Here is a 14,659-nt window from a genome sequence, read left to right as displayed (position 1 = left end):
GGTCGGTCGTTGTGGCCGACAGTGACATCCCCTTCAGCACAGGAAGCAGGGCAGCGCCGATGAGCACGCTGGAGCTCACCAAGGACAACTTCAACGAGGTCGTCGAGCAGAACGGCTTCGTCCTCGTCGACTTCTGGGCGTCCTGGTGCGGCCCGTGCCGGATGTTCGGCCCCATCTACGAGAAGGCCGCCGAGGGCAACCCGGACCTGGTCTTCGCCAAGGTCGACACCGAGGCGCAGCAGGAGCTCGCCGCGGCGTTCGAGATCCGTTCGATCCCCACGCTGATGATCATCCGCGACCGCACCGTGGTCTTCTCCCAGCCCGGCGCGCTCCCGGCGCCGGCCTTGGACGACCTGATCAAGCAGGCCCGGGCGCTGGACATGGACGAGGTCCGCAAGGAGACCGGCCAGACCTCGGCCGCGGACGCCGCCGCCGAGGAGTCCTGAGCGGGGCCGCCCGCTAGCGCCCGGCCGACCAGGAGCGCTGCGGGCGGTACTCGACGATGGTCAGCGCGATCGCCACATGGCGGTCCACCAGCTCGTCCAGGGTCAGCGGCCCGTCCGGGCGGAACCACTGGGCGACGGCGTTGCACATCGCGATGACCGCCCGCCGCGCCTCGTCCGGGTACGGGGTCAGGAACAGGCCGTCGGCCACGCCGGCGTCGATGGCGTGCCGGAACAGATTGGTGGCCTCGGCGTGCCGGCGGCTGTAGCGGGCCAGCCGCTCCGGGTCGAGGTTGCGCTCCTCGGACAGCAGGATGTTGCTCCGGGCCAGGTGTTCCGCCCGGAACCGGGTGGTGGCGGCCACCACCGCGGACAGCCGGTCGGCCGGCTCCTCGCCGACCTTGCCCAAGGCCAGCGCGCAGGCGGCGAAGTAGGTGTCGAGGCCCTCGTCCAGGATCGCGTGCAGCAGTTCCTGCTTGCCCGAGTAGTAGTGGTACATCGCCGAGAGGCTCATCCCGGCCCGCTGCGCGATGGCGCGGATCGAGGCGCTGCCGAAGCCCTGCTCGGAGAACTCCTGCCGGGCGGCCTCCAGTAGCGCGTCCTGTCCGGAGGGTCGCATGGCAGTCCTTGCTGGGGGCGGGGGGAGCGGGCTGGGGAAACGGCGAGAACTGATCGGTCGTTCAGATCCTAGCCCGCTTTTGGCTGTACCGACCCGGTGAATGGCGTCGGTCACATCACTCCTCGGGGCTGGACAGTGACCCCTGGCATCCGTAACTTAACGATCGTTCGAGTTGCCGTGTGCGTTGCAGATCTATGCCGGAGCCGTCGCCATGCCGTCAGAACCTGTGCTGTCGCCCGCCGCCGTCTTCCAGGACGGGTTGGCCCACGGTGAGCTGCGCTACCAGCGCTGCCGCTGGTGCGCCACCCGCTCCGCCCAGCTGAGCCTGCTCTGCGGCACCTGCGGCGGCACCGACTTCAGCTGGGAACGCAGCTCCGGCCAGGGCCGGATCCACCACTTCACGGCGACCGCGGCGGCCGGCCAGGTGGAGCGCACCGCGGTGGTGGAACTGGACGAGGGCTTCCGGATGAGCGCCCAGCTCGCCGCCGTCCCGGCGCACCGGCTCTGGCCCGGCGCGACGGTGCGGCTGGAGGTCGCCGACCAGGACGGCGCGCTGCGTCCGCTGTTCCGCCCGGTCGCCGCCTGAGCCGACCGCCGCGCGGTACCCCCGTACGCAGCAGTCCCGGTGGCGGCCGGCGGACCGGTCCCCTTTGCTGAGGGAAAGTCAGACTTCGGCGGAGGGGCAGCCCGTGGGCGCGGCAGCGGAGGTACCCGTGACTCCGGCGCCGCCCCGGCACCGGCTCCGTTCGGCGCTGGCCGCGCTGCTGGTCGTGGTCGGCTGTGTGCTCGCTCCGTTCTGCGTGGTCGCGGTCTGGGTCAGTGACGAGGTCGGCGACACCGACCGCTATGTGGCCACCATGGCCCCGCTCGCCGCCGACCCGGCCGTCCAGGACGCGGTGGCCGCCCGGATCACCACCGCGCTGACCCAGCGGCTGGACCTGACCGCGCAGATCAACGACGCCGCCGCGGAACTGCCGCCCAGGCTCGGCAGCCTGGTGGGCGCGCTGAGCGCGCCGATCGCCGACGGAGTCCAGGGCTTCGTCCGCAAGCAGGCGGACCGGGTGGTCGGCAGCGATGCCTTCGCCACCGTCTGGACCACGGCCAACCGGGCCGCCCACACCGCCGTGGACACCTTCCTCACCGGGAAGAACGAGGGCGCGGTGCAGACCCAGGGGGACGAGGTGGTGCTCGATCTCGGCCCGCTGGTGGACCGGGTCAAGCAGGCCCTGGTGGACGACGGCTTCTCGCTCGCGGCCAAAGTGCCGGAGCTGCACACCCAGTACGTCCTGCTCAGCTCCTCGGCCGTGCCCAAGGCGCAGAAGGCCTTCAGCCTGCTGCGGACCCTGGGCGTCTGGCTGCCGGTGACCGTGCTGGTGCTGCTCGCGCTTGGCGTGCTGCTGGCCGCGCGGCGCAGGCGCTGCCTGGTGGCCGCCGCGCTGGGGCTCTGCGCCGGGATGGCGCTGCTGGCGCTGGGCCTGGTGGTCGGCAGGCACCTCTTCCTGGGCGGCCTTCCTGACACGGTGTCGGTTCCGGCCGCGGCGGCGGTGTTCGACACCGTGGTCCACTTCATCCGGACCACGCTGTGGACCGTGTTCGGCCTCGCCGCGCTGGTCGCCCTCGGCGGCTGGCTGCTGGGCCCGAGCCGCCCGGCCGTCGCCCTGCGCGCCCGGGCGCGCCGCCTGCCCGTGCCGCGCCGCGGCTGACCCTGGGCCGACCCCTGGGCTGACCCCCGGTCAAAAACCTGTGGCCTGCGGGACTGCCGTGATGTCCGTGGTAGTGGGTACTGTGCCTACCAGGTGTGGGACACAGCGTCGATCCCTGCTGGGATGTCTGTTCGTATAACGGGCAGGGAACCAGGAGAGGACGCGCTGCCGTCCCGTACGGCACAGGAACGGAGCACGCCATGTCGACTGCACTGGAAACCACGTCACTCGCCACCTGTCGTCTCTGCCCGCCGGACGGCGGCACGGTGGTGGCGACGTACTCGGGTGACGGTCCGTCCCGGAGGGCGGGCGACCGCGCCTGGGAGGAGACCCGGACCACCGGGGTCACCCACCACGACCACTACGACCCGGACCTTGACGCCTTCGTGGTGATCCGCCCGCGCGGCTAGTCCGCGCTCCGTAGTCCGCGCGCTGCGCGCTGAGGGTCCGGGGGCCCGGGCTGAGGGTCCGGGCACGGGTGGAGGCCGGCAGCCCCATCTGCTGCCGGCCTCCGACGACCCTCTCCGGTCCGCGTACCCACCCGCTCCGGCGCTGGTGGAGCGGGGTGGTGCGAGGACCGGGGGTGCTGTTCTCCCGCTCCGGTGGCTAGTAGTAGAGGTCCACCGCCGACCGGTTGCTGTTGCCCTGACCCGCCGTCACCGAGCCCGAGCTGTCGGAGACCCCGGCGCTGTTGTCCGCATTGGACGCACCGCCGCCGGTGGCGGTCTGCTGTCCGGCGTCGGCGTTGCCCTTGACGGCGCCGGTGACACCGCCCGACCCCTCGTTGCTGACGATGCCGGCGTTGGACGAGCCGGAGGCGCCGGCGCTGTTGCTCGCCGCCGTCGCCGTTCCGATCCCCAGACACATAAAGGCTGCCAGCGCGGTGAATGCCGCGAAGGTGCGCAAACGGGACACGCGATCTCCCTGAGATGAAATGTGAGTGGTGACGGAGGGCCGGCCGACCCCGACCGTCGGTCCCGACGTCGCGTGCCCAGCATTCACCAACAAGTCGATAAAGTTCCATCCAGGTCGGCAAATATCCCCCATATGGGGTCAGTAACCGATCGGGCAGGCATTCGTGGGGTCAGTCCCCGCGACGCCGTCCCGGGCCCGGCGTCGGGTCGAGGAACACCTTCCCAACTGCGGGAAAGCGCTCGCGGAGGTGCTTCTCCGCGTCCTCGCAGGCCCACTCGACCTCTTCGGCGGTCGCCGCGCTGCGAAAGTCGACTTTCGCAGCGACCAGGACGTCATCGGGCCCTTCCATGATGGTGACCAGGTCCAGCACCGCGTCCACGTCCGGCAGGTCGAGCAGGATCCGCTCCACCTCCCGCTCCATCGAGGCCGGGATCGAACGGCCGATCAGCATGGTCGCGTTGGCCCGTCCTAGGACCAGGGCCACCCAGGCCAGCAGCGCGCCGATGCACAGCGAGGAGATGCCGTCCCAGACGCCGGAGCCGGTCAGCTGACCGCCCAGCAGGCCCCCGGCCGCCAGCACCAGGCCGATCAGCGCCGCCGAGTCCTCCAGCACCACGGCCTTCACGGTGGTGTCGGGCGTGTGCTGCAGATAGGTCGTGGTGGCGACGTCGTGCCGGTCGGCCTGCCCGCGCGCCTGCTTCAGCCCCTTCAGCAGCGAACTGCCCTCCAGCAGGAAGGCCAGTGCCAGCACCAGGTAGGACACCAGCGGGTTGCCGGGATCCTCGCCATGGGTCAGCGTGTGGATCCCATTGGTGACCGAGAACACCGCGCCGCCGACGAAGGTCGCCACCGAGGCGAACATCGCCCAGATGTAGCGCTCCCGTCCGTAGCCCAGCGGGTGGCCGGCGTCGGCCGGCTTCTCGCTGCGCTTCAGGGCGGTCAGCAGCAGCACCTCGGTCACGGTGTCCGCGAGCGAGTGCGCGGCCTCCGACATCATCGCGCCGGAACCGCTGATCAGCCCGCCGACGGCCTTGGCCACCGCGATGCCGAGGTTGGCCGCGCCGGCCACCAGGACGGTCGCGGTGCTCTCGGCGTTTCCGGTGTTCCCGGTGCCCCCGTCGGGCGGGGGGAAGGGGACGGGCTGCTGAGTTTCCATGGTCATGCAGTATGTCCCTTATTAGAGAGATAAGAGGCATTTCTGGTGTGCGTTGGCTGTGGCGATCAGGCATGGTGGTGACCAGTGCGGCGAGTGCGGCTGGCGCGGAGAGTGCAGACAGGGTGGACGAGGAGCAGCGGGTGCCGGAGGACAGCGAGGCACGGGGGTCGGTTACCCCGGGACTCCTCGGCCATGCGGAACCCGTCGGCACCACCCCGGCCTCCCTGGAACAGCCCCCGGCCGAAACCGAGCCGACCGAGCCCGCGCCGGCAGCGTCCGAGCCGTCCGGGACCGCGCCGCAGCCCGGCCCGGAGCCCGATCCCGACGACTGGGCCGCCTTCGGCCACACCCCGGTGACCGGCACCCAGGTCACCGCGCTGCGGGTCGGCGCCCCCGGCGCCGCCCCCTGGCCGGACCGGATGCGCACCCTGCTGCGCACCCCGATGTCCGAACGCCCCGCGTTCGAACGCAGCCGGACCGCCGAGCCCTCCGAGGTGGGCCCCAACGTCCCCCGGGTGCTGGACCTGACGCTCCGTATCGGCGAGCTGCTGCTCGCCAGTGGGGAGAGCGCGGAGGACGTCGAGGCCGCCATGCTCGGCGTCAGCCACGCCTACCACCTGGACCGCTGCGAGCCCCAGGTCACCTTCACGCTGATCTCGATCTCCTACCAGCCCTCGCTGGTCGACCCCCCGGTCACCGCCTCCCGGGTGGTCCGCCGCCGGGGCTCCGACTACACCCGGCTCGCCTCGGTGTACCGGCTGGTCGCCGACATCACCGGCGAGCACGCCACGGTCGAGGACGCCTACCGCCGGCTGGCCGAGATCCGCCGCAACCGGCACCCGTACCCCGGCTGGGTACTGTCGCTGGCCACCGGGCTGCTGGCGGGCTCGGCGACGGTGCTGGTCGGCGGCAAGGCGGACGCGCAGGCCCTGCTGGTGTTCGCCGCGGCCTTCGTCGCCTCGGTCATCGGCGACCGGCTGGCCTGGGCGGTGTCCACCCGGGGGCTGCCGGAGTTCTACCAGTTCGTGGTCGCCGCGATGCCGGCCGCCGCGATGGGCGTGGTGCTGACCCTGGGCGACTACAACCTCCGCGGCTCGGTGGTGATCACCGGTGGGCTGTACGCGCTGCTGCCAGGACGCGCCCTGGTCGCCGCCGTCGCCGACGGCCTCACCGGCTTCTACATCACCGCCGCCGCCCGGCTGCTCGAAGTCCTCTACCTGGTCGTCGGCATCGTCCTCGGCGTGCTGCTGGTGCTCTACCTGGGCGTCAAGGTCAGTGCCTCGCTGCACCCCGAGCAGACCTTCGCCACCGCTCCCCACCCGGCCCTGCAGCTCCCGGCCGCGATGGCGCTGACCCTGTTCTTCGCCGTGCTGCTGCAGAGCAACCGCCGGGTGCTGCCGGTGGTCACCGTCTTCGGCGGCATCGGCTGGACCGTGTACGGGGTGCTCACCGCCCAGGCCGGGATCTCGCCGATCATCGCCACCGGGATCGCGGCCGGGATGGTCGGACTTTTCGGGGAACTGGCCTCGCGCTACCGTTACGCCTCCTCGCTGCCGTACGTCACCGCCGCGCTCGGTCCGCTGATGCCCGGTTCGGTGATCTACCTGGGGCTGCTCTCGCTGGCCCGGGGGGAGCCGCTGGCCGGCCTGGTCTCGATCAGCCGGGCCGCCGCCATCGCGCTGGCGCTGGCCGTCGGGGTGAACCTGGGCGGCGAGGTGGCCCGGCTGTTCCTCCAGGTCCCGCAGGGCGACGGGCCCGAGATCGTCCGCCGCGCCGCCAAGCGCACCCGCGGCTTCTGACGCACCGACACCATTCACCATTCACGATTCGCGGAGGACTGAACCAACGGCATGTGGACGCACTTCTGGAACGGCTACCAGCACCACATCCAGGACCCCGGCAAGCAGCCGCTGTTCCTGGTCCTGGTGGGCTTCATCAGCTCGTTCCTGTTCATCCGCTTCAGCGTCCGCATGATCCGGCGCAAGGCGCGCTGGTGGCCCGGCAACGTCACCCCCGGCGGCCTGCACATCCACCATGTGGTCTTCGGGCTGTTCTTCCTGCTGCTGGGCGGCATCGGCGCCTTCGCCACCGCCGGGACGCACCCCTGGCTGGACGTCTTCGGACTGCTCTTCGGCATCGGCTGCGGGCTGGTGCTGGACGAGTTCGCGCTGCTGCTGCACCTGGAGGACGTCTACTGGAGCGAGCAGGGCCGCAAGTCCGTGGACGCGGTGATCATTGGCATCCTCTTCACCGGGCTGCTGCTGGTCGGCTACCTCCCGCTGGGCGTCACCCCGGACAGCAGCGTCCGCTGGGGGCTGATCGGGATCATCTGCGGCAACGCGGTGCTGACCGTGGTCACCCTGCTCAAGGGGAAGTTCTGGAGCGGGATGCTCGGCATCATGGTGCCCGGTGTCTCCTGGATCGGCGCGGTCCGGCTGGCCCGCCCGAACAGCCCCTGGGCCCGCTGGCGCTACAGCGGACGTCCGCGCAAGTACGCCCGCTCCCGCCGCCGCGAGGGGCGCTGGCACCGGCGCGCCGACAACTCCCGGCAGTGGCTGTTCGACCTGATCGCGGGCAAGCCGACCCCGCCCGGGGCCCGTCCGACCCGGGCCCATCTGCTGGCCGAGCGGATGGCGGAACGGGTCGCCGAGCGGATGGCGGCCCGGCTGGAACGGCGTCCCTACCTCCCGGTGGAGGAGCAGCGGGTGCGCCGGCTGGCCCGGCTGAACCGGCTGGCCGCCCGTCGCGCCGCGGCCGTGGACCTCGGTCCGCACCGCAACCCGCCCAAGCCCCCGGCGGCGGCCTCGACGGCTCCGGCGTCGGCGGCGGCTTCGGCGTCGGGCCCGTTCGCCGCCCAGCGGTCGCGCCGCCGTGCGGCTGCCGCCGCCCGCCGCCGGACCACGGCCGCGGGCCGCCCCCGTCCGGGCCGCCGCCGCGCGGGTTGAGCTGACGACCCGTCACCCACTCGGCCTTCCCGTCCGGCGCGGTGGCCGCCGCCGTGCTGACACTGGGGTGTCCGGATCCTTGGAACGGGAGGCCAGCCGAGTGCCGAGCACACCGCGCCGCCGCACACCGCTGCTCCTCGCCGCGGTGCTCGCCCTGCTCGCCGCCGTCCTCCCGACGGCCGGCACCGCCCTGGCCGACGACCCGTCACCGGCCGCCGCGCCGGCCGACCCCGCGGGCTCCGCGGCGGTCGGCGGGCCCTCCGCCGCCGAGGTCGCCGCGGCCCAGGACACCGCCGCGCAGCGGGCCGACGAGGTCACCGCGGTGCAGGCGCAGCTGGCCGCGGCCCAGCAGGCCGCCCGGGAGCTCGACATCCAGGCCGAGCAGGCGGTGGAGGCGTACAACGGCGCCAGGGTGCGGCAGCAGCAGGCCGAGGCGGAGTCGGCGCGTTCGGCCGCCGTCGCGGCGACCGCCGCCGCCCGGCGGGAGACGGCCCGTCAGGCCGCCGCAGCGCTGGCCGTGGCCCAGTACCGGCTCGGCCCGTCCGCCTCGCTCGCGGTGGTGCAGGGGCTGATGCGGGTCCAGGACCTGCATGCCGCCGGGATCCAGGAGCAGGCCCTGCACGCGGTCGAGGACCAGGACCGGAACGTGGTGGACCAGGCGACCAGCACCGCGACCGCCGCCGCGAACGCCTCGGCCGGTGCCGCCCGGGCCGCCTCGGCCGCCCGCGACGCGACCGCCGCGGTCCAGCAGGCCGCCGACCGGGTCCAGGCCCGGCTGGCCGCGCAGCGCGAGGAGGTCACCAGGATCGACGCCCAGCGCGGGGTGCTGCTGGCCCGGCTCGCCGCGGCCCAGCAGATCTCGGTGGCCCTGGCCGAGCAGCGGCAGCAGGCCCTCGCCGCTGCCGCGGCCAAGGCAGCGGCAGCCGCTGCCGCGAAGGCCGCCGCCGACGCCGCGGCTGCCGAGGCCGCCCGCCAGTCCGCCGACGCCGCAGCCGCGGCGAGCGCGGCGACGGCGGCCCAGGCCCGGCCCGGCGACGCGGCTGCGGCGGTCTCCTTCGCCCGGGCCCAGCTCGGGCTCCCCTACGTCTGGGGCGGTGCGGGGCCCGACGTCTACGACTGCTCCGGCCTCACCATGCGCGCCTGGGAGCGGGCCGGGGTCGAGTTGCCGCACTTCGCGGCCGACCAGTACGCCCGGTCCGCGCCGCTGTCGTACCGTCAGCTCCGGCCCGGCGACCTGGTCTTCTGGACCCACGACGGCACCCCGCAGGGCATCTACCACGTGGCCCTCTACCTCGGCGACGACCAGATGATCGAGGCCCCGCGCACCGGCGACGTGGTCAAGGTGGCCAGCCTCTGGATCATGGGCACTCCCGACTACTACGGCCGCCCCTGACCCCGTGCGTGCAGAACTGTAGGTTCGCATTTCTGATGGCCCTTTCTCACTGACGGTGGCCTTCGTCTGGCCCAAGGGACAGGGCAAGGAGACGAACCCCTGTTTGGGTGGTCTCTCGTAGTGGTGCTGATCCCGGTTTTGATCTATGCGGTGGTGTTCTCCGGTGCGGTCGTGGGGATGTCTCTGCTGGTCAGGTTCGGGGAGCTGTCCCTATGTGGCCGGGTCGTCGCGCACGTTGGTGCTCGCTTTCGAGTGTGCGGGGCTTGTGGCGTCCTGGAAAGCGAGCAGGTCGAGGAGAAGCATGGCGTCGTGGTCGGCGGTGCCCGGGGTGGCGTAGTACGCGACCATGCGTTGTCCGGGGGTGCCTTCGAGGTCCATGGACTGGTAGCCGACGGTGAGGCCGCCGACCTGGGGGTGGTGGAAGTGTTTGGTGCCGGGGTGGTGGCCGCGGACGTCGTAGCGGTCCCAGAGCTTGGCGAAGTCGGGGCTTTTGAGGAGGAGTTCACCGACGAGCTGGGCCAGGTCCGGGGTGTCGGGGTCGGTGCCGGCCAGGGCGCGTAGCCGGGCGACGCAGCCGCGGATCTGCTGGTCCCACTGGGGGAACAGGTCGCGGGCTGCGGGGTGCAGGAACAGGAAGCGTGCCAGGTTGCGCTGCCGCAGGGGCCAGCTCTCGATCAGGCCGAGGTGGTCGAGTTGACCATGTGCCTCGGCTCCTGGCTCGCCTTCGGCCGCCTCAACCACGTGCTCGGCCTGGACGCCGTCTGCGTCCTCCCCAGCCACCACGCCGACTGAGTCGGGAGAAAATACTTTCCTTTTGGAAAGTAGATGCTAATCTTCAAGCATGAGCGCTGAACTGAGCCCCGAAGAGGCCCTGCGGATCGCCGTCGCCACCCGCCGCGCCGCAACTCCACCGCGCGTCCCCGGCTGGTTCCCCGTCTTCATGGGCGGCAGCTTCGGGCTGGCCATGACCGCGGTCGGCCTGTCCACCCTGCTCGACGGGAATCCGACCGCCAGCGCGGCGCTCGGCATCACCGGAGTGGTCCTCCTGGTGGCCCACTTCGGCATGTACGCCGAGATGCTGCGCCGTTGGCGCCGCGGTGGGCTGGTCCCGCTGTCGGACACCTACGAGACCCGGGCCCGAAGCCGCAGGACCCGCTGGTTCATGCTGGCCGCGGTCCTCGTCGGCGGGGCGTTCTACCTGCGCGGCAGCGTCGGCTGGGGCAGCATCTCGCTCGGCGTGATCATGGGCGTGGAGACCTGGTACCGGCTCACCGGATGGACCCGGCCGTGACGGGCCACGCCGATCGCCTCCCGCTCGCCGACGAGGCGTTCGGCACGCTGCCGAAGCTGAAACTGGCCGCCTTCCTGGCCGGCTGCGGCGAAGCGGACTTCGCCACCGTCTGCGACACCTGCCAGATCGCCGCTCCCACCCTGTCCAAGACCGCGGTCGTCCTGGAGGAGATCGGCTACGTGCGCATCCGCAAGGGCCACGTCGGCCGCCGCCCGCGCACCTGGCTCGCCCTGACCGCCAAGGGCCGCCGCGCCTTCGAGTGCCACCTCGCCGCCCTCGCCGACCTCACCGCCCAGGGCCGCGCCCACGCCGAGGAGGGCGACTGAGACGGCCCGGAGAAGGGCCCCGCGGCGGCCGCACATCGTGACCGAGGTCGGTGCGACCCGGGGCCGGGTGATGGTCAACGATCAATGCTGCCGTGCCTTAGGCACTGACAGGGGCCTGCGCTGAATCCGATCGAGTCGAAGGTCAAGCCGCCGGCCCCGGCCCGGGACAACTAAATGAGACGGAACCTCGTGGGCCATGCGCTGAGACGATGCCAAACAGCCAGGTCAGTCCGCCAGCAAAGGACGGGAGATGAGGGCCTACAAGAACGCCACCCCCGCCCGGCGGGGGTGGCGTTCGCGTGGTGCGGCAGGAACCGGCGCGGAGCGCGTCAGTGGGCGTGGCCCGAGTCGGCGAGGCGCTTGATCGAGTTCACGATCTCCTCCTCGGCCTCGACGCGGCCGACCCAGTGGGCGCCCTCGACCGACTTGCCGGGCTCCAGGTCCTTGTAGACCTCGAAGAAGTGCTGGATCTCGAGGCGGTCGAACTCCGAGACGTGGTGGACGTCGCGCAGGTGCTCCCAGCGCGGGTCCGAGGCCGGGACGCAGAGCAGCTTGTCGTCGCCGCCCGCCTCGTCGGTCATCTTGAACATGCCGATCGCACGGCACTTGATGAGGCAGCCGGGGAAGGTCGGCTCCTCGAGGATCACCAGCGCGTCCAGCGGGTCGCCGTCCTCACCGAGTGTGCCCTCGACGAAGCCGTAGTCGGCCGGGTAGCGGGTCGAGGTGAAGAGCATCCGGTCAAGGAAGATACGACCGGTTTCGTGGTCGACCTCGTACTTGTTCCGTGAACCCTTCGGGATCTCGATCGTGACGTCGAACTCCAAGGCTCCTCCAATGCGAGACGTTTGCAGCCAATAGTGTCTCCTACGGCATGGGGTGCTCGGGAAAGGGGCAGGTCCGGATGGGTTCATGGTGGGGGCGTGCGGCGCGCGCATACGCGCTGGCGCCGGTGCGCGGGGTCGCGGTCACGGCGGGCGGGGTGGGCCTGGCGCTCGCGGCGGGTGCGGTCGCGGCCTCCGGACCCTGGCACGGCGGACAGCGGGCGGCCGAGCGCGGCAGGGAGAATGCGCAGCTCAACGGCGTTGTGGCGGTGCGGCCCTGGCCGGTTCCGGCGCCGCGCTGGTACCCGGCCCAGGACGTGCTGCAACCGGCCGATGTGAGCCCGGTCACCTCGCCGACCGGATCGACCGGATCGACCGGATCGACCACACCGACCGCGCCCCCGGCCCCGCTGCCCAGCGCCAAGGGCCTCGCCACCGCCCTCGCCCCGGCGCTGTCCGCCTCCGCGCTCGGCAAGGTCACCGCGTCGATCGTGGACGTCGCCACCGGCCGCACCCTGTACGCCTCCGGTGCGAGCATTCCGCTGCTGCCCGCGTCCACCAACAAGATCGCCACCTCGGCCGCCGCGCTCTCGCTGCTCGGCCCTGAGCACCGCTTCAGCACCACCGTGGTCAGCGCCGGGCCCGGCCGGATCACCCTGGTCGGCGGGGGGGACCCGACCCTCACCGCCGCCCCCACCCACGGCACGGATCCGCAGGCCAGCCTGGCCACCCTGGCCGACCGCACCGCGGCGGCGCTGAAGGCGGCCGGCACCGTCAAGGTCAGCCTGGGGTACGACATCTCGCTGTTCTCCGGCCCGGCCGTGCACCCGATCGGGATCAACGACAACATCGCCCTGGTCCAGGCCCTGACCGTGGACGAGGGCAGGCGCGATCCGCACAGCATCGAGAACGCCCCCCGCTACGCCGACCCGGCGGCGACCGCCGCGTCCGACTTCGCGGTGATGCTGCGCAAGCGCGGCATCACCGTCCACGGGCAGCCGACCAGGACGACCGCAGGCCAAGCCTCAGGGCAGGCCGCCGCCCCGCAGGCCGCCGCCCCGCTGGCCCGGGTCGACTCGCAGCCGCTCAATGAGATCGTCGAGCGGATGCTCACCGACAGCGACAACGACATCGCCGAGACCCTGGGCCACCAGGTGGCCCTGGCCGCGCACCGTCCGGCGACCTTCGCCGGGGGAGCGGCGGCGGTGAAGCAGCAGCTGACCGGGCTGGGCGTGCCGCTCGGCGGGACCAGGCTCAGCGACGCCAGCGGCCTGTCCAGCCAGGACGTGATCCCGGCCGCGGTGCTCACCCGGCTGCTGGTGCTGGCCGCGTCCCCGGCGCACCCGGAGCTGCGCGCGATCGTCAGCGGGCTGCCGGTGGCGGGCTTCACCGGCACCCTGGACACCCGCTACAGCGGCAGCGACAGCAGCCCGGGGCTCGGCCTGGTCCGGGCCAAGACCGGCACCCTGCAGACCGTCAACACCCTGGCCGGGCTGGTCCTTGACCACGACGGACGACTGCTGGCCTTCGCCTTCATGTCGAACGGAAGCGGCCCCGCCGCGTCCGCCAGGGACGCGCTGGACCGCCTTGCCGGGCGCGTCGCCGTATGCGGCTGCCACTGACGGGTAGGAGCACGTACGGTGGCAGACACGTACGGTGGGCACACATGACGAGCCACACATGACGAGCCAGAGCGGCGGTGCGGATATGGCGGACGCGGCAGACGCGACAGGCATGGTCGACTGGAATCTCGCGGTGGCCACGGCGACCCGACTGGTGCGACCGGGCCCGGAGGTGACCCGGGAGGAGGCCCGCGCGGCGGTGGCGGAACTGCACCGCCACGCCGCCGACGCGGAGCAGCACGTCCGCGCCTTCACCGGGATGAACTCGCCGAGCAGCGCCGCCACCCCGGTCCTGGTGGTGGACCGTCCCGGCTGGGTGAAGGCCAATGTGGCCGGCTTCCGCACCATCATCACCCCGCTGGCGGACCGGATGCAGGCCCGCCGCGCGGCGACGCCCGGCGGCGCGGTGCTGGGCACGGTCGGCGGAAAGGTCACCGGGGTCGAGGTGGGGATGCTGCTGGCGTTCCTGTCCTCCAAGGTGCTCGGCCAGTACGAGACCTTCGCCCCGGCCGAGGTCCCCGCGGACCTCTCCACGCTGGACGACGAGCACCCGGTGCAGCCGGGCCGGCTGCTGCTGGTGGCGCCCAACATCGTCGCGGTCGAGCGCGAACTGGACGTCGACCCGCACGACTTCCGGCTCTGGGTCTGCCTGCACGAGGAGACCCACCGCACCCAGTTCACCGCGGTGCCCTGGCTGCGGGACCACATCGAGGGCGAGATCCAGACCTTCCTGGCGCAGACCGACATCGACCCGGCGACGCTGCTGGAGCGGCTGCGCGAGGCGGCCGGATCACTGGGTTCGCTGCCGGGCTTCGGTGGCGGTGGCGACAGTGACGATGACGGCGGGACCGGCGCGGGCGGCGGGACCGGCAGCCTGATGGACATCGTGCAGACCCCCGAGCAGCGCGAGATCCTGGCCCGGCTCACCGCGGTGATGTCGCTGCTTGAGGGCCACGCCGACGTGGTGATGGACGGGGTCGGCCCGCAGGTGGTGCCGAGCGTCGCGGAGATCCGGGAGAAGTTCCAGCAGCGCCGGGCCAAGGGCACCGGACGGCTGGACGCGCTGCTGCGCAAGGCGCTCGGCCTGGACGCCAAGATGCGGCAGTACCAGGACGGCGCGGTGTTCGTCCGGGCGGCGGTGGACGCGGTCGGCATGGCGGGCTTCAACCGGGTGTGGACCTCGCCGAACACCCTCCCCACCAAGGAGGAGATCCACAATCCGGCGGCCTGGGTGGCCCGGATCCACAAGTAGCCGGCCCGGGCGAGAGGGCCCCGGCCAAAGGGCCGCGGCTGTGGGGTCGGCTCGGACGTTGAGGCGGAGAAAGGTTTCTTCATTCACCCGTCCGGGCGGACCCTGGTCCTGAGGGGAACCGGTGTGACCCTCGACACGGAAGACTTCTGCGACCATCCCCTTACGACAATCCG

General features: G+C 72.3%; 15 protein-coding genes and 2 pseudogenes. 12 read left to right on the top strand and 5 right to left on the bottom strand.

Annotated elements, in window-relative coordinates; all coding sequences use genetic code 11:
* Nucleotides 1-59: 59 nt before the first annotated feature.
* Nucleotides 60-446: a thioredoxin gene (trxA, locus tag ACEZDG_RS15580; RefSeq protein ID WP_380508860.1), complete on the top strand. Its 387-nt coding sequence runs from the start codon at nucleotides 60-62 to the stop codon at nucleotides 444-446.
* Nucleotides 447-459: 13 nt separating this feature from the next.
* Here the strand turns inward: trxA and ACEZDG_RS15575 are convergent, their stop codons facing one another.
* Nucleotides 460-1,062: a TetR/AcrR family transcriptional regulator gene (locus ACEZDG_RS15575; protein ID WP_380508857.1), complete on the bottom strand. Its 603-nt coding sequence runs from the start codon at nucleotides 1,060-1,062 to the stop codon at nucleotides 460-462.
* A gap of 211 nt (nucleotides 1,063-1,273) precedes the next feature.
* Here ACEZDG_RS15575 and ACEZDG_RS15570 point away from each other — a divergent pair, with 211 nt between their 5' ends.
* The 3 genes from ACEZDG_RS15570 to ACEZDG_RS15560 all read left to right on the top strand — a co-directional run bounded on the left by ACEZDG_RS15570 (nucleotide 1,274) and on the right by ACEZDG_RS15560 (nucleotide 3,175).
* Nucleotides 1,274-1,648 (top strand): Zn-ribbon domain-containing OB-fold protein, encoded by a 375-nt coding sequence (locus ACEZDG_RS15570; protein ID WP_380508854.1) that lies wholly within the window; start codon nucleotides 1,274-1,276, stop codon nucleotides 1,646-1,648.
* Nucleotides 1,649-1,775: 127 nt separating this feature from the next.
* Nucleotides 1,776-2,765 (top strand): hypothetical protein, encoded by a 990-nt coding sequence (locus ACEZDG_RS15565; RefSeq protein ID WP_380508852.1) that lies wholly within the window; start codon nucleotides 1,776-1,778, stop codon nucleotides 2,763-2,765.
* Between the two features lie 200 nt (nucleotides 2,766-2,965).
* Nucleotides 2,966-3,175, top strand: a complete 210-nt coding sequence (locus ACEZDG_RS15560) for a hypothetical protein (RefSeq protein WP_380508850.1) — start codon at nucleotides 2,966-2,968, stop codon at nucleotides 3,173-3,175.
* Between the two features lie 196 nt (nucleotides 3,176-3,371).
* On the opposite strand, the gene ACEZDG_RS15555 is transcribed toward ACEZDG_RS15560, so the two are convergent.
* Nucleotides 3,372-3,680 (bottom strand): hypothetical protein, encoded by a 309-nt coding sequence (locus ACEZDG_RS15555; protein WP_380508847.1) that lies wholly within the window; start codon nucleotides 3,678-3,680, stop codon nucleotides 3,372-3,374.
* Between the two features lie 169 nt (nucleotides 3,681-3,849).
* The gene (locus ACEZDG_RS15550; protein ID WP_380508844.1) at nucleotides 3,850-4,836 is read right to left on the bottom strand and encodes a cation diffusion facilitator family transporter; all 987 of its coding nucleotides are present in this window, start codon (nucleotides 4,834-4,836) and stop codon (nucleotides 3,850-3,852) included.
* Between the two features lie 71 nt (nucleotides 4,837-4,907).
* Between ACEZDG_RS15550 and ACEZDG_RS15545 the strand changes: the two genes are divergently transcribed.
* The 3 genes from ACEZDG_RS15545 (at nucleotide 4,908) to ACEZDG_RS15535 (ending at nucleotide 9,174) form a co-directional block, all read left to right on the top strand.
* Nucleotides 4,908-6,635, top strand: a complete 1,728-nt coding sequence (locus tag ACEZDG_RS15545; protein WP_380508841.1) for a threonine/serine exporter family protein — start codon at nucleotides 4,908-4,910, stop codon at nucleotides 6,633-6,635.
* A gap of 51 nt (nucleotides 6,636-6,686) precedes the next feature.
* Complete coding sequence (locus tag ACEZDG_RS15540; RefSeq protein WP_380508838.1) at nucleotides 6,687-7,781, top strand: hypothetical protein; 1,095 nt, start codon at nucleotides 6,687-6,689, stop codon at nucleotides 7,779-7,781.
* A 100-nt stretch (nucleotides 7,782-7,881) separates the two neighbouring features.
* Nucleotides 7,882-9,174: a C40 family peptidase gene (locus ACEZDG_RS15535; protein WP_380508835.1), complete on the top strand. Its 1,293-nt coding sequence runs from the start codon at nucleotides 7,882-7,884 to the stop codon at nucleotides 9,172-9,174.
* A 210-nt stretch (nucleotides 9,175-9,384) separates the two neighbouring features.
* Here the strand turns inward: ACEZDG_RS15535 and ACEZDG_RS15530 are convergent.
* Nucleotides 9,385-9,849 (bottom strand): annotated as a pseudogene (locus ACEZDG_RS15530) (MmyB family transcriptional regulator); the annotation flags it as partial.
* Here ACEZDG_RS15530 and ACEZDG_RS15525 point away from each other — a divergent pair.
* From ACEZDG_RS15525 to ACEZDG_RS15515, 3 genes and pseudogenes are all read left to right on the top strand, one after another.
* Nucleotides 9,850-9,966 (top strand): annotated as a pseudogene (locus ACEZDG_RS15525) (carboxymuconolactone decarboxylase family protein); the annotation flags it as partial. It abuts the pseudogene before it with no gap.
* Nucleotides 9,967-10,015: 49 nt separating this feature from the next.
* Nucleotides 10,016-10,465 (top strand): hypothetical protein, encoded by a 450-nt coding sequence (locus tag ACEZDG_RS15520; protein ID WP_380508833.1) that lies wholly within the window; start codon nucleotides 10,016-10,018, stop codon nucleotides 10,463-10,465.
* Complete coding sequence (locus ACEZDG_RS15515) at nucleotides 10,462-10,791, top strand: transcriptional regulator (protein ID WP_380508830.1); 330 nt, start codon at nucleotides 10,462-10,464, stop codon at nucleotides 10,789-10,791. Before ACEZDG_RS15520 ends, ACEZDG_RS15515 begins: the two co-directional genes overlap by 4 nt.
* A gap of 329 nt (nucleotides 10,792-11,120) precedes the next feature.
* Here the strand turns inward: ACEZDG_RS15515 and ACEZDG_RS15510 are convergent, their stop codons facing one another.
* Complete coding sequence (locus ACEZDG_RS15510) at nucleotides 11,121-11,615, bottom strand: inorganic diphosphatase (RefSeq protein WP_380508828.1); 495 nt, start codon at nucleotides 11,613-11,615, stop codon at nucleotides 11,121-11,123.
* 77 nt (nucleotides 11,616-11,692) lie between these two features.
* On the opposite strand from ACEZDG_RS15510, the gene dacB reads away from it, so the two are divergent.
* Both dacB and ACEZDG_RS15500 read left to right on the top strand, forming a co-directional pair.
* A complete protein-coding gene (gene dacB, locus ACEZDG_RS15505) occupies nucleotides 11,693-13,234 on the top strand; it encodes a D-alanyl-D-alanine carboxypeptidase/D-alanyl-D-alanine endopeptidase (RefSeq protein WP_380508825.1) in 1,542 nt (513 codons plus the stop codon).
* Between the two features lie 58 nt (nucleotides 13,235-13,292).
* On the top strand, nucleotides 13,293-14,486 hold the full coding sequence (locus ACEZDG_RS15500) for a zinc-dependent metalloprotease (protein WP_380508823.1): 1,194 nt from the start codon (nucleotides 13,293-13,295) through the stop codon (nucleotides 14,484-14,486).
* The last annotated feature ends 173 nt before the right edge of the window (nucleotides 14,487-14,659 follow it).

The organism is Streptacidiphilus alkalitolerans, assembly GCF_042511045.1.
GTDB classification, from domain to species: Bacteria; Actinomycetota; Actinomycetes; order Streptomycetales; family Streptomycetaceae; genus Streptacidiphilus; species Streptacidiphilus alkalitolerans.
The sequence above is the reverse complement of the archived record's forward strand: the minus strand, read 5'-3'. Positions and strand labels throughout refer to the sequence as shown.

Bases quoted from the DNA above. Each gene is read 5' to 3' on its own strand.
- ACEZDG_RS15545 (WP_380508841.1), top strand. From the start codon at position 4,908: ATGGTGGTGACCAGTGCGGCGAGTGCGGCTGGCGCGGAGAGTGCAGAC.
- trxA (WP_380508860.1), top strand. From the start codon at position 60: ATGAGCACGCTGGAGCTCACCAAGGACAACTTCAACGAGGTCGTCGAG.
- ACEZDG_RS15540 (WP_380508838.1), top strand. From the start codon at position 6,687: ATGTGGACGCACTTCTGGAACGGCTACCAGCACCACATCCAGGACCCC.
- ACEZDG_RS15550 (WP_380508844.1), bottom strand. From the start codon at position 4,836: ATGGAAACTCAGCAGCCCGTCCCCTTCCCCCCGCCCGACGGGGGCACC.
- ACEZDG_RS15575 (WP_380508857.1), bottom strand. From the start codon at position 1,062: ATGCGACCCTCCGGACAGGACGCGCTACTGGAGGCCGCCCGGCAGGAG.
- dacB (WP_380508825.1), top strand. From the start codon at position 11,693: ATGGGTTCATGGTGGGGGCGTGCGGCGCGCGCATACGCGCTGGCGCCG.
- ACEZDG_RS15520 (WP_380508833.1), top strand. From the start codon at position 10,016: ATGAGCGCTGAACTGAGCCCCGAAGAGGCCCTGCGGATCGCCGTCGCC.
- ACEZDG_RS15570 (WP_380508854.1), top strand. From the start codon at position 1,274: ATGCCGTCAGAACCTGTGCTGTCGCCCGCCGCCGTCTTCCAGGACGGG.
- ACEZDG_RS15560 (WP_380508850.1), top strand. From the start codon at position 2,966: ATGTCGACTGCACTGGAAACCACGTCACTCGCCACCTGTCGTCTCTGC.
- ACEZDG_RS15500 (WP_380508823.1), top strand. From the start codon at position 13,293: ATGACGAGCCAGAGCGGCGGTGCGGATATGGCGGACGCGGCAGACGCG.